The sequence below is a fragment of the Lysinibacillus antri genome (genome assembly GCF_003977595.1).
GTDB lineage: Bacteria > Bacillota > Bacilli > Bacillales_A > Planococcaceae > Ureibacillus > Ureibacillus antri.
In genome coordinates, this window is record NZ_RYYR01000016.1 from 1 (window position 1) to 12561 (window position 12561).

Consider the following 12561-nt stretch of genomic DNA (forward strand, 5'->3'; position numbering starts at 1 on the left):
TTACTGCTTCAATTTTTTCTTCCCTTGAAAATTTAGCCAAAAGAAAAGCACCTCCAAATTTTAGATTTTGTGTCTAAAATTTGGGGTGCAGTTCACAATCGAATGGTTCTTTATGTATGAAATAATCTAATCTCTTCTTCTTTTAAAAATTAATTCGAAAAATGTTGGCGTCCCATAACCTCTTAAACCAGGTGCAAAGATTTGCACAAGCTCCCATCCTTCCCGCTCATGCTCATAAACAATTTGATGATAGTCTTCTTCTGGTTCAAGTTTAAATGTAGATAAACGTACTTTAATAAATTTATGTTCGTACATAATAAATCCTCCATATACTTTTACTTTACATACGAACTTAGACCTGATGAAGTTTCAATTTTTAAAAATTTGTCTTTTTTTTGACCAAAATGTGAATATTTATTGAACATTTTATGTACATTTTGTGATAGAATATGAATTAATAGATAAGTACTCTTTTAGGAGGAATTTACATGTATAACTTTTTTAATTTTCTAAGTTTATTAATTTTAACGGTAGGTCTAGCATTATTTGGGTTAAGCTTTTTCACACAACTTTCACATTGGGTAGGTATTGAAATTGTGAAAGGCAGTGTCTATTTATTTGTTGTAGGTTTATTTTTCCAAATTATGGAGAACGATATTTCAAAAAAAGAACGTGCATAGTTTTGGGCTGTAGAACTCGATTCTACAGTCTTTTATTTTGATTAAAATAAAAAGCACTCTTTTTATGTAAGTGCCTAGGTTAACTGGTTGGATGGAAAACACTAATTAGAAACTGTACTTGACTTGGTTCAAGTGCCAAAGCGCGAACAAAGTTTACATTTTGAGCTGTTAATGCAAGTTCAGAATGGGCTGGGACAATCTCCTCAACAATTGCATCATGATCATCTTCAATACTTACCAACACATCATTGTCGGATTTATTTCGCGCGATTACTGTCATTAATAACGGAGAACGTAATGGGGTAGCAGGTGCGGCATAAATGAGGGTATAGTCCTGGCGAATCGTTGTATTTTCTGCAATTTCAATTTCAGCTTGAAATACTGATGATTCATCATCCGTAATTAATTCATATTCTTCCTCCTCAACAATCGTGACTTCTTCAATGACTAATTTTTGTTCAGCGCCGACAATCGCATTGACTGAAAAGGTTTGAGAAATAATTAGTGAGTTCCGATCTGAAATCACTTCACTTTCGATTGAAATCCGTTTATTTTTTTCACGATTACTCTTTTTTTGTGGTTCACCCATTTGCGCTAGACCCCCTTTCTTCTAGTTAATGATAACTGTAAACAGGATGTGAGGGCTATTTGTAAATCTAGATAAAAATGCGTGCGTTAGGAATGCAGTATTTTACAAATGGTTTGGAAGCATTTCTTTTTTGAAGATGCACAAAATAAAGTCGGAGGTGAACAACATTGAAAAAGGCGCATCGAACAACTTTTAGAAAAATGAAAACACCGAAGAAAAAGAATAGCCGTGAAGAAATTTCACAAGAGATGAATTTTGAAAAAGCGTTAAAAAAGATTGAATACCAAAATAACAAAATTAACGATTAGTTTGTAACCTTTTCATGACAAATGCTTCAACACCTTCAGATGAAGGCATTGGAGCATTTGTTTTAAACTAATATGTTGTTGTTCTTAATTATTGTTATACACCTGATTGAAGCTTATCCTCAAACATATCAATGATTGCTAAGAATCGCTCTGCTTCACGGAAAGTATGATCAGCAAGTAATGGATGAATATTACTTTTAATTTTACATGCCTCAATTAGTTCTCTCGCCGTTTTTTTAAAGTCCCGTAAAGAAACTACCGATACACGGTTTTGATCAAGGAATTGGTCTAAAATTGGTTTTGTCTCAGATTGTGGTCGCATAGAATCTAAGTCGATTGCTTGGAAAACAAGTTGATCAAAATCATGGCTGAATTCTCTCGCCTGGGCTACTAATTTCCTTTCAGATGGGTCAAGTAAATGACCAATAAATTTTGCATGATCCGCCATAATTTTTAGGAAAAAGACGTTTTCTTTAATAATGGCTTCAGGTAAAGGCTTCAACCGGCCTTCATTTAGCTCTTTTAAACGATTCGCAAAATAAGCTGCTTCTCTACTAATGTGATCAACTAATAATGGATAATTATTCGACCGCACTTCACAACGTAAAACTAATCCCAATACTTTACGTTTGTACGCCCAAATGGAAACAGCTGACTGATAAACCTGACTGTTAAAATTCCGAATCACCTGAGGATCAGTGTTAGAAGAATATCGACTTAATTGTTCTTCAACTTTTTCAAATACATCAATATAATGTTGCGCTTCTTGAATTAGTTTCGAATCATTATAACTGAAACCGAGGCTTAAAAATAAAGCATGCTCCTTCATAATCCTTGACCAAAAACGAATTTCATCAAGCGATTGGCTTACAAATTTATTGACCATCTAGTCACCCCTAATTTGTTCTCAAGCATTCTATTCTATTCACCCATAGAATCCCTTATGAACTATTTCAAATGATGGTGAATTAGATATAATTTTTACTAACACAAAAATTATTTTCTAAGAAAAAGGTCTAATTCATTGCATTCAGGTGACAATAATATATGTATCTTCCCGATTAATCGGAAAATTATAACCAGTTATTGCGGGATAAAGGACGTGACTTAATGGAAACGATTATTTACATATTCCTTACCATTTCCTATATTTGTATTTTCATTTGGGATGTCATGATTTCTAGAAAAGATGGGCTGTTCAAGGTAACTAACTTATTATTACTCGTGATCTTTGGCTTAATTTACGACAACTTCATCATTGCATTAGGGAAATACATTGGTGAAGGTCACCTCCTTGAAACTTTAAGCACTTTACGTTATTGGTTTCATGCGCTCTTTACCCCTACCTTGATTCTTTTTGCATGGGCGATTTGCCTTCATCTCGGTTTACGCTGGGCAAAGAAAACCTATTGGAAAATTTTGTTCTTTACCTTAACGATCGGGTTAATTAGTTATGAACTCCTAGCTTCAATAAGAGGGCTACAACTAGAGCCGAAATGGGAACAGGGTGTGTTAACCTATCAAAATGTTCAATCAAGTAATCCCATCATGGTAATAATCATCACCATTGTTCTTGCCTTGATCGGCTTTTTATTACTGCGAAAATTTCACTTTCCATGGCTATTTGTTGGAGTACTTCTCATGGTGGTTGGTAGCTTATTAAATATGTGGATTAAATTTAGCCCTATGATGAATCTTTTCGAATTGCTATTAATTGTATCCTTATTATTAACAAAACGATTTCAGGTCCAATTTAATAATTGATTAAATCTGACTTAACTGAATGCAGGAAAAATAATTTATTTTCTGAAATTATATTGACTAATGAATGTATTTCCCGTATTTTTTTAATATTGAACATTTTCATAAGGTTATGCAATTGTCGTTTTAAAGTCACACTGCATTTAAGGGGAACGCTCTTTCATTGCTGTGACTTTTTTTATTGACTACGTAAAAGTACATAAGTTTTCTGAAATCAATGGTAATCCACACAAAGAATTTGACATCAAGAGGAGGAGTTAATTTTTGGAACAGAATCAACAATGGTCTTCTAAAATAGGGTTTATTTTAGCATCAGCAGGATCCGCTATAGGACTTGGCGCCATTTGGAAACTACCCTATGTGACAGGAACGAGTGGTGGCGGGGCTTTCATTCTTTTATTTGTTTTATTTTCCCTTTTAATCGGATTTCCCCTGTTGCTAGCGGAGTTTGTAATTGGGAGAAAAACACAAAAGGATGCAATTGCCGCATATAAACATTTAGCACCTAATACGAAATGGTACTACATCGGATACTTAGGGGTGTTTACGTGCTTTGTCTTATTATCCTTTTATAGTGTTATTGGTGGATGGATTGTACAGTATATTTTCTATAGTGTGACGGGACAAGTTGGGACAGGAAATGCCGATTACGAAGCGCTTTTCAATCATGCAGTTTCGAATCCTGCATTAGCAATAGGTGGGCAAGCGCTATTCTTAATTGTGACAGCCTTTGTTGTCGGAAAAGGGATTCAAGCGGGGATTGAAAAAGCAAGTAAGTTTATGATGCCTGCCCTATTTGTATTATTTATTGTATTAATTGTCCGTTCCCTTACGCTTGATAATGCGATGGAAGGTGTTAGCTTTTTCCTAATGCCAGATTTTTCTAAGTTAAATTCAGAAAGTATATTATTTGCATTAGGACAATCTTTCTTCCTATTAAGTGTTGGGGTTTCGGTTATGGTAACCTATAGCTCTTATTTGAAACGCGATGATAATATTATTCAACCCTCGATTTCGATTGTTGGGATGAATTTGTTTATCTCCATATTTGCTGGCCTTGCGATTTTCCCAGCCGTATTTTCACTGGGCTTTGAACCAACAGCTGGCCCAGGCTTACTTTTCATTGTGTTGCCATCTGTTTTTGAACAAATGGTCTTTGGTCAATTCTTTTTATTAATGTTCTTAGTATTATTTTTATTTGCAACGCTCACTTCAGCCTTTTCTTTACTTGAAATTGTCGTTGCAGTCGGCTCAAAAAATAACAATAATCGTAATCGTCAAGCATGGATCATGGGGATCTTCGTGTTTATTCTTGGTGTCCCATCTGCCCTTTCCTTTGGGATTTGGTCAGATGTATCGATTTTTGGAAAAAGCATTTTTGATGCAGCGGATTACTTAGTTAGTAATATTTTATTGCCTTTAGGTGCTTTCCTCATCTCGATTTTTGTCTCTTATAAACTTAAAAAAGATATTCTAAAAAGCGAATTGATACGAGGTACTAAGGTTAATTTCCTATTTGAAGCTTGGTATTTTTTACTGCGCTATATTATTCCGCTTGTGATTATCATTGTCTTTTTAGATGTAACGGATATTATTTAAGAAAAGCGGAAGCGCCCTCGCTCAGCCCCGAAAGAAACTGGAGACTTCTGACAAGCATGCTTGCATGCGTAGGAGGAAGTTGAAGTTTCCGAGGGGCTAGGGCGCTGAAGCTAGACACTGTTCTAAGCCCGAAAATTTATACTTTCTTATACTTTTAAAATAAAACGCCTCCCTACAGTTATTTGTAAGGAGGCGTCTGTCGTTATTTAATTACAATAAGTTTTTCTTGAACTGGCACGATCTCTTTATTATTTAATTCTTGGGCTTGTTTTCCAAAAGGCATTTGGGCAATTAGTTTCCAAGAAGTTGGAATATTCCACTCGTCCTTTAACTCTGCTTTCATATGTTGTAAGGATGCAGCATAACCAACTACCTCTAGACCTGTCCAAATGGCATATTGTAACATCCCTTGATTTTGCTGTGCCCACTCATCTAATTCCTGATGCAATTGAGGGAATTTTTCTTGTAATCCTTTTGTAATAGCAGTGTCTTGGAAATATAATACCGTTCCATGCCCATTTCGGAACCCATTAATGCGGGCTTCTGTTCTAGAGAAATCTCCATTCCCATTTTTTTCTCTCGCTGTTTCCTCTATACGATTCCAAAGTTCTTTATGTTCATCTCCAAATACAACAACTGCACGAGTTTCTTGTCCGTTAAATGCTGTCGGTACATGAGTAAGGGCTGTTTCAACAATTTCAACAACTTGTTCATCGGAAACGACAGCTACATCTTCCAATGCATGGATCGAACGGCGATTTTTAATTGCTTCAAAATAATTCATCATACAATAACTCCCTTTCTACTTTTCGGGAATTATCTTAACATAGTTTCCAACATTTTTCATTTTCTTTAGCTTACTAGATTTATTACTTATTTTTGGAAAAAAACAGTCTCTCTACTTGAATAATGATAAATGGGACAAATGCCAAACCATAAACCAATAATAATTGGAAAGTCGTTAACACTGCCGATTCGAATAAGCCAAAAATTAATACAGCATTCAATAAAATAACGCCGATTAAGAAGGCAATCCAGCTTGCTAAATTGGTAAAGATACCAATTTTAAAAATGGATTGTTTCGAGCGACAGTTGAAGCCATGGAACAATCTTGCTAAACACAATGTAGCAAATGCCATCGTACTTGCAACCATTGGATCATTCGATGATAATCCTACTTGGAATGCAATAATCGTCACTGCAGCTATTAGCAAGCCTTCCAATCCAACATATTTGGCAAATTTCCGATTTAATAACGGTTCTTTAATATTTCTTGGTTTTTCATTCATCACATTTTTATTATGTGGCTCCAAACCGATTGCAATCGCAGGTAAACTATCCGTTAATAAGTTGATGAATAATAAATGTACCGGCGCAAATGGAGCTGGTAATGCTAATAGTGTGGCATAAAGGACCACTAAAATGGCGCCCATATTCCCTGATAATAAAAACTGAATGGCATTTTTAATATTGGTGTAAATACTTCGACCATTTGACACTGATTTCACAATCGTTGAAAAATTATCATCCGTTAACACCATGGAGGATGCATCTTTTGCGACTTCTGTACCTGTAATACCCATAGCTACTCCGATGTCTGCTTGTTTTAAAGCAGGACCGTCATTTACCCCATCCCCAGTCATGGCCACGACATTTCCTTTATCCTGCCAAGCTTTTACAATTCGAATTTTATGTTCAGGTGAAACACGAGCATAAACGCTAATATTTTCTACTAGATCACGTAACTCTTTATCTGTCAGGTTTTCAATGTCTTTCCCTTCAATTGCTTCAGAAGGATCTTTTAAAATGCCAATTTCCTTTGCGATCGCTGTAGCTGTAATTTTGTGATCTCCCGTAATCATGACCGGTTTAATCCCGGCTTTAATACAATCTGCTACCGCTTGCTTGGATTCTTCACGAGGTGGATCCATCATGGCAACTAAACCGAGGAATATAAGGTCTTTCTCATCTTTTTTCGTAATTTTACTAGCATCCACTTCTTTATAGCTAAGTGCGAGAACTCGTAATCCTTCCCTAGAAAATTGTTCATTGATTTGATGAATGGATGCAATTTGATTTTTCGAAATGGGTGCAATGCCTTGACCCGTTTCCACCTTAGCAATTTGTGGAAGTAATACATCGACCGCACCCTTCGTAATCATGATTGTTCGATTATCCATTCGGTTGAGCGTACTCATTAATTTTCGTTCTGAGTCAAACGGTACCTCACCAACTCGTTCAAATTGGGCCCGCATATTCAGTTCATGGACATTGTAAGGTTTTGCAAATTTCACAAGGGCAAGTTCAGTAGGATCTCCAATTTCTTTCCCATCAATGATAACCGAATCATTACATAATAAAGCCATTTGAAGGAATTTCTTTTCGAGTCCCCCAATCTGCATCTGATCATGCGTACTAACCTTCCCATTAATAAAAACTTTTTGAACGGCCATTTTATTTTGAGTTAGCGTTCCTGTTTTATCGGAGCAGATGACTGAAATACTTCCTAAACTTTCAACAGCATGGAGCTTCCGAACAATCGCGTTTTCTTTCGCCATTTTTTGTGTTCCAAAGGCTAGCACAATGGTAACAATCGAACTCAATGCTTCTGGAATCGCAGCAACGGCTAAGGATACAGCAAACATAAACGAATTTACTAACTCACGACCACGTAAAATATCGAGTGCAAAAATAATAAAGCATAGAATGATAATTCCAATGGCGAGGCGTTTGCCGAAATCATCGAGGCTTACTTGAAGAGGTGTACGCTTTTCCTTTGCAGTATTTAATAAATGTGCAATTTTGCCAATCTCAGTCTCCATTCCAGTGGATGTGACAATGACTTTCCCACGTCCATTCGTTACAAAACTACCGGCAAATACCATGTTTTTCTTATCCCCTAAAGCGACATCTTCTCTATAAATCGAATTGGCCGTTTTTTCAATGGCAATGGATTCCCCTGTTAATGAACTTTCATTGATGAGTAAACTATGACTTTCCATAATTCGACCATCTGCACTAATAAAGTCCCCTGCATCTACTAACAGGATATCCCCTACGACAATTTCCTTCGAAGGAATTTCAACTACTTGTCCATCACGCAGTACTTTGGCGACAGGTGCTGCCATGGCCTTTAAACTATTTAACGATTTTTCCGCTTTAATATGTTGGACTGTGCCAAGGATTGAATTTAACATGACCACAACAATAATGACAAAGGAGCTTTCTACTTCTCCAAGAAATGCGGAAATCACCGCAGCAATCATTAAAATGATCACTAAAAAATCTTTAAATTGATCGAGAAAGACTTCTCCAGCAGTTTTTCGCTTTTCTTCCTGTAATTCATTCAACCCATATTTTTTCTGTCTTCTTCTAACTTCATAATCTGTTAATCCCTGAGGTGTGCCATCCAAAGCTTTCATCACTTTTTCTACGGACTCTCGATAAAATTCTGTCATATCCATTGGAATAAACCTCCATTATTTTAGTAGAATCTATCCATCTAAATTCTATTTGGGCTCTTGTAGATTCGATTATGAATTCATGCCTTTCCTAAGAAACTAGATTATTAAATAGATACAACCTAATAACACACTATTATGATGAGCAAATTGAGAATATTACAAAATCTGAATCATCTAATAAAGGGAGTAGAAATGTTTACAAGTATTACTAGTTTTGTTAGTCTTAAAAACAATAAAAAGATTGTTATTATTAGAGAGAAGGCATTAGAAAGGAGTTATGGAATTGATTAATTTAGAAAATATTTTACTCTATCGCAATGGAACAACAATTTTACATGATGTGAATTGGACCGTTGAACAAGGACAGCATTGGGCGATTTTAGGTTTAAACGGATCTGGCAAAACAACGATGTTAAAAGTGATAAATGGCTATCTTTGGCCAAATGAAGGTAATGTAACCGTCATGGGTGAGCGTTTCGGCAATACGAATATTCCAGAATTACGGAAACAAATTGCTTGGGTGAGCAATGCCATGATTGAAAACTTTACTTGGGAAGACCCATGTATTGAAATTGTGTTAAGTGGAAAATTTGGGGCATTACCACTTTTTGAAGATGTAACGGATGAAGAAATACAAGAAGCGATCGATATGATGAATACGTTGAACTGTGGACATTTAATTGAGAAGAAGTTTTCGCTATTGTCACAAGGAGAACGTCAGCGTGTGCAGATTGCGCGGGCATTATTGACAAACCCGAAAATTCTGATTCTAGATGAACCTTGCTCAAATTTAGATTTAATTGAACGAGAAAAGCTGTTAAAAACCATTCAAACTATCGCCGAAAGACCCGATGCCCCGACAGTACTATATGTCACACATCATGTAGAAGAAATTTTACCATGCTTTAGCCATACATTATTAATGCGTGAAGGAACGATTTATGACGCTGGTGAAAGTAAACACTTATTAACGACTGAAACTTTATCTGACTTTTTCCGCCACGACATAACAGTGCACAATGAACAAAATCGGACTTGGGTGGCAGTGAAATAATTAATGCATATAAAAAGAAGGGTCTGTCTACTTTGACCAATCCCTTCTTCCTATTATTAACGATTATATCGATTAATCAAATCCACAAAGGCATTCACAAAGGATTGCAGGAATTGTGTTGTGTCTGGGTTTTTGATTTTGCCGTTTTCGTCGAATAAGTCACCAGAATTTCCAATATAGGCTTCTGGTTGTTGAAGAAGAGGCATGTTTAAGAATACTAATGTTTGACGTAGATGATGGTTTGCACCAAATCCACCTAAGTTCCCCATTGATTGACTAATAATTGCAGCTGGTTTCCCTTCTAAAGAAGCTTGACCATAAGGACGAGAACCTACATCCACCGCATTTTTAATTGCCCCTGAAAACGAACGGTTATATTCAGGTGTCACGAATAAAACGGCATCGGATTCCTTAATTGCATTTCGAAAGGCAATATATTCCGCTGGTGGATTATCCGTTTCAAGATCCTCGTTATACATCGGGAGGCTTCCAATATCTACAAATTGCGCTTCATAACCTTCTGGGAAAAGCTCCCCAACAGCTTTCGCAATTTTTGTAGAAATCGATTCTTTTCTTAAACTCCCACTAATTAATGCCACTTTTACCATTGTGTATCATCCTTTATATTCATGATTAGAAACGTAAGTACGACTATAGAAACGCACTCCTATAATAGTGTTTCCTAAATTTTTAGAAACTTTCATCATTCAATGAAAAAACTACTGACCGAATATGATCAGTAGCTTTCATATGTTATATTCCTTTTATTTCAAAATTTGATTTTCTAAATAACATCCAACCACATAGCGAAAGTACTGAACTGATTATTGTAAGAATTCCGAGTCCAGTAACAAAATTGGACCACGGCAATGTTCCGATCACCATGCCAATTGAACCTAGTAAAGTAAAGCCGAAGTTAATCAACGACGCAGCTGAGCCATTGTCTGATTGTTGTTGGCTTAATAATGTATTAATTGATATTGGTCGAATGATACTAGAAATTAATGAAAATGGGATGAATGATAGTAATAATGCAATCGGGGCTAATTTTCCGAATGATACTACAGCTATACCACTAACTAAACATAAACTAAATCCTGTTGTATAAATTTTAGAAATCGGAAATTTATCTCCTAACTTAATAGATAGAATAGGTCCTACTATTAAAACTGCTGCATTGATCGCAAAATACATGCTATATGCAGTTTCTGAGAGATTAAAATAATCGATATAAATATACGAACTGACTGCGATATACGCCATAAACACTGCGGATTGCAATGCAACGATTAGTAACAAGCTTACAAAAACTTTATTTTTCCCTACTTCCAATAGTCTTCCCAAACTTCCAAGAACCTTCCCTTGGTAACGTTCTTCAGGAGGTAATGCTTCTTTCATAAAGAGGGTTGCAATAAAACAGCAAGCCCCTATTGCAGCTAAGATCCAAAATGAAGCACGCCAAGAGGAATATTGAATCACAAAAGCACCAATGATGGGAGCAAGTATTGGGGCCAACATCGAAAGAGATTGAATTGTTGCTAAGATGACTCGGCGGTTTCTCCCCTCGAAAAGGTCCTTTACCAATGCGGTTGATACGGCCACCATACTTCCCGCACCGAGCGCCTCGAGAATGCGAAAAATGATTAACTGCCAAATGGAAATAGAAAGTGCACATAACCCGCTCGAAACTGCATAAATGAAAAGTCCAGTGAGAAGGATCTTTTTCCGACCATACTTATCACTTAATGGCCCAAACAACAGCATGCCAATTCCAAAGAAAAAGAAAAAGCCTACCAAAGTAAAATTCAGAATACTTGCATTCGTATTAAAAACTTCTGTCATCGTAGGTATAGCCGGTAAATACATATCCGTTGAGAGTGGTGCGGCCATACTTAATATCGTAAGTAACATAATTAGACCCGTTTTTTTTACACTCTCTTTTTCTACTACTATAGATGTTGAAACCAAAGAACATCCCCTTCCTTCACAATCCGACTTCCCACTTCTCATTAACCCAAATTATAATGATAAAAATATGCTAAAAGTTAAAGTAAATTTATTTGAGTTTCTACAAAAATGTGTGAAGTTTTTGCAAATAATTATGTAAACGTAATCATTATGAACGATATGTGAAATCATTCACTAGCTATTTCCTTTTCAGGTAATTGGGTGTACAATGAATTCAAATTGATATATAACACAGGTGAAACAACAAGTGATATTAGCCTTTTGTTATATAACAGAAAGAACGTATGTTAAAGGAGAGAATCGAAATGTGGGTAGTAACAATCTTTGAAAATAACACGTGTCGTATGTTTGAATTTGTAAGCAAAAAAGAGGCAAACAAAATGCTCGAAAGTGTTAAAGGTTCTGCCATTCTTTCCTTTACGAAATAGATAGAAAAGCGGAAGCGGCTCGTTCAGCTCTGAAAGAAACTGGAGACTTCTGACAAGCATGCTTGCATGCGTAGGAGGAAGTTGAAGTTTCGAAAAGAGCTTGCCGCTGAAGCTAGACATTATCTTTAACAATTTAAATATAACTTATGTTTTGATGATAAATAATAAAATTACCGGAGGCGACCAAAATGTTTGTACTAACAATATTTGAAAAAGACACTTACCGTATGTTCCAATTTGAAACAAAAGAAGAAGCTGTAAAAGCACTAGAAGCTACTGATCTACCAGGCATCATTTCTTACACGACTTTAGCACTTGCTGCATAATAGATTTAACTGTACTAAATCTGCTCTGACGTTTGAAGAGCAGATTTTTTATTTTTATATTTATTAAATACTTGATTTCTCAACTTATTTAACAACTATTGGGGCTATGAACTCTCCTTTGACCACTTTCTCCTGTCGTTCGGGCTTTCATCACCGCTATGAACACCTCTTTGAACAACTTTTATCCCGATTTGGGTTTTCATCGACGTTATGAACACTTCTTTGAACAATTTTTACCGCGATTTGGGTTTTCATCGGCGCTATGAACACCTCTTTGAACATTTTTTACCGCGGTTTGGGCTTTCATCAGGGCTATGAACCCTCCTTTGACCACTTTCTCCTGTCGTTCGGGCTTTCATCAGGGCTATGAACACCTTTTTGACC

At 36.1% G+C, this 12561-nt stretch carries 14 protein-coding genes; 7 read left to right on the forward strand and 7 right to left on the reverse strand.

What is annotated here, in order from left to right; translation table 11 throughout:
• Window positions 1-126: 126 nt before the first annotated feature.
• Window positions 127-315, reverse strand: a complete 189-nt coding sequence (locus tag EK386_RS12325; protein ID WP_126659479.1) for a DUF4177 domain-containing protein — start codon at window positions 313-315, stop codon at window positions 127-129.
• A 173-nt stretch (window positions 316-488) separates the two neighbouring features.
• Here EK386_RS12325 and EK386_RS12330 point away from each other — a divergent pair, with 173 nt between their 5' ends.
• On the forward strand, window positions 489-680 hold the full coding sequence (locus tag EK386_RS12330; RefSeq protein ID WP_126659480.1) for a hypothetical protein: 192 nt from the start codon (window positions 489-491) through the stop codon (window positions 678-680).
• Between the two features lie 79 nt (window positions 681-759).
• Here the strand turns inward: EK386_RS12330 and EK386_RS12335 are convergent, their stop codons facing one another.
• Window positions 760-1269 (reverse strand): hypothetical protein, encoded by a 510-nt coding sequence (locus EK386_RS12335; protein WP_126659481.1) that lies wholly within the window; start codon window positions 1267-1269, stop codon window positions 760-762.
• A 167-nt stretch (window positions 1270-1436) separates the two neighbouring features.
• Between EK386_RS12335 and EK386_RS20240 the strand changes: the two genes are divergently transcribed.
• On the forward strand, window positions 1437-1577 hold the full coding sequence (locus tag EK386_RS20240; RefSeq protein ID WP_158674420.1) for a hypothetical protein: 141 nt from the start codon (window positions 1437-1439) through the stop codon (window positions 1575-1577).
• A gap of 94 nt (window positions 1578-1671) precedes the next feature.
• Here EK386_RS20240 and EK386_RS12340 read toward each other — a convergent pair whose 3' ends face one another.
• Entirely contained in the window at window positions 1672-2463 is a 792-nt protein-coding gene (locus EK386_RS12340; RefSeq protein WP_126659482.1) for a DUF2935 domain-containing protein, read from the reverse strand.
• A gap of 224 nt (window positions 2464-2687) precedes the next feature.
• On the opposite strand from EK386_RS12340, the gene EK386_RS12345 reads away from it, so the two are divergent.
• Together EK386_RS12345 and EK386_RS12350 are read left to right on the forward strand one after the other, a co-directional pair.
• Window positions 2688-3341 (forward strand): hypothetical protein, encoded by a 654-nt coding sequence (locus tag EK386_RS12345; RefSeq protein WP_126659483.1) that lies wholly within the window; start codon window positions 2688-2690, stop codon window positions 3339-3341.
• 261 nt (window positions 3342-3602) lie between these two features.
• Complete coding sequence (locus tag EK386_RS12350) at window positions 3603-4937, forward strand: sodium-dependent transporter (RefSeq protein WP_126659484.1); 1335 nt, start codon at window positions 3603-3605, stop codon at window positions 4935-4937.
• A 202-nt stretch (window positions 4938-5139) separates the two neighbouring features.
• Here the strand turns inward: EK386_RS12350 and EK386_RS12355 are convergent, their stop codons facing one another.
• On the reverse strand, window positions 5140-5724 hold the full coding sequence (locus tag EK386_RS12355) for a nitroreductase family protein (RefSeq protein ID WP_246027661.1): 585 nt from the start codon (window positions 5722-5724) through the stop codon (window positions 5140-5142).
• Window positions 5725-5806: 82 nt separating this feature from the next.
• Window positions 5807-8395 (reverse strand): cation-translocating P-type ATPase, encoded by a 2589-nt coding sequence (locus EK386_RS12360; RefSeq protein ID WP_126659546.1) that lies wholly within the window; start codon window positions 8393-8395, stop codon window positions 5807-5809.
• Between the two features lie 283 nt (window positions 8396-8678).
• Between EK386_RS12360 and EK386_RS12365 the strand changes: the two genes are divergently transcribed.
• A complete protein-coding gene (locus EK386_RS12365) occupies window positions 8679-9455 on the forward strand; it encodes an ABC transporter ATP-binding protein (protein WP_246027662.1) in 777 nt (258 codons plus the stop codon).
• A gap of 56 nt (window positions 9456-9511) precedes the next feature.
• On the opposite strand, the gene EK386_RS12370 is transcribed toward EK386_RS12365, so the two are convergent.
• Both EK386_RS12370 and EK386_RS12375 read right to left on the reverse strand, forming a co-directional pair.
• Complete coding sequence (locus EK386_RS12370) at window positions 9512-10063, reverse strand: NADPH-dependent FMN reductase (RefSeq protein ID WP_126659486.1); 552 nt, start codon at window positions 10061-10063, stop codon at window positions 9512-9514.
• A gap of 145 nt (window positions 10064-10208) precedes the next feature.
• On the reverse strand, window positions 10209-11423 hold the full coding sequence (locus EK386_RS12375) for a multidrug effflux MFS transporter (protein WP_218939073.1): 1215 nt from the start codon (window positions 11421-11423) through the stop codon (window positions 10209-10211).
• Between the two features lie 305 nt (window positions 11424-11728).
• Between EK386_RS12375 and EK386_RS20580 the strand changes: the two genes are divergently transcribed.
• Together EK386_RS20580 and EK386_RS20325 are read left to right on the forward strand one after the other, a co-directional pair.
• Complete coding sequence (locus tag EK386_RS20580; protein ID WP_255507969.1) at window positions 11729-11851, forward strand: hypothetical protein; 123 nt, start codon at window positions 11729-11731, stop codon at window positions 11849-11851.
• Between the two features lie 188 nt (window positions 11852-12039).
• On the forward strand, window positions 12040-12177 hold the full coding sequence (locus tag EK386_RS20325; protein WP_179966036.1) for a hypothetical protein: 138 nt from the start codon (window positions 12040-12042) through the stop codon (window positions 12175-12177).
• Window positions 12178-12561: the final 384 nt, after the last annotated feature.

Excerpts from the sequence above, each read along its gene's own strand:
- EK386_RS12360 (WP_126659546.1), bottom strand. The coding sequence starts at position 8,395 with ATGACAGAATTTTATCGAGAGTCCGTAGAAAAAGTGATGAAAGCTTTG.
- EK386_RS12370 (WP_126659486.1), bottom strand. The coding sequence starts at position 10,063 with ATGGTAAAAGTGGCATTAATTAGTGGGAGTTTAAGAAAAGAATCGATT.
- EK386_RS12340 (WP_126659482.1), bottom strand. The coding sequence starts at position 2,463 with ATGGTCAATAAATTTGTAAGCCAATCGCTTGATGAAATTCGTTTTTGG.
- EK386_RS12335 (WP_126659481.1), bottom strand. The coding sequence starts at position 1,269 with ATGGGTGAACCACAAAAAAAGAGTAATCGTGAAAAAAATAAACGGATT.
- EK386_RS20580 (WP_255507969.1), top strand. The coding sequence starts at position 11,729 with ATGTGGGTAGTAACAATCTTTGAAAATAACACGTGTCGTATGTTTGAA.
- EK386_RS12345 (WP_126659483.1), top strand. The coding sequence starts at position 2,688 with ATGGAAACGATTATTTACATATTCCTTACCATTTCCTATATTTGTATT.
- EK386_RS12355 (WP_246027661.1), bottom strand. The coding sequence starts at position 5,724 with ATGATGAATTATTTTGAAGCAATTAAAAATCGCCGTTCGATCCATGCA.
- EK386_RS20325 (WP_179966036.1), top strand. The coding sequence starts at position 12,040 with ATGTTTGTACTAACAATATTTGAAAAAGACACTTACCGTATGTTCCAA.
- EK386_RS12330 (WP_126659480.1), top strand. The coding sequence starts at position 489 with ATGTATAACTTTTTTAATTTTCTAAGTTTATTAATTTTAACGGTAGGT.
- EK386_RS12365 (WP_246027662.1), top strand. The coding sequence starts at position 8,679 with ATGGAATTGATTAATTTAGAAAATATTTTACTCTATCGCAATGGAACA.
- EK386_RS12325 (WP_126659479.1), bottom strand. The coding sequence starts at position 315 with ATGTACGAACATAAATTTATTAAAGTACGTTTATCTACATTTAAACTT.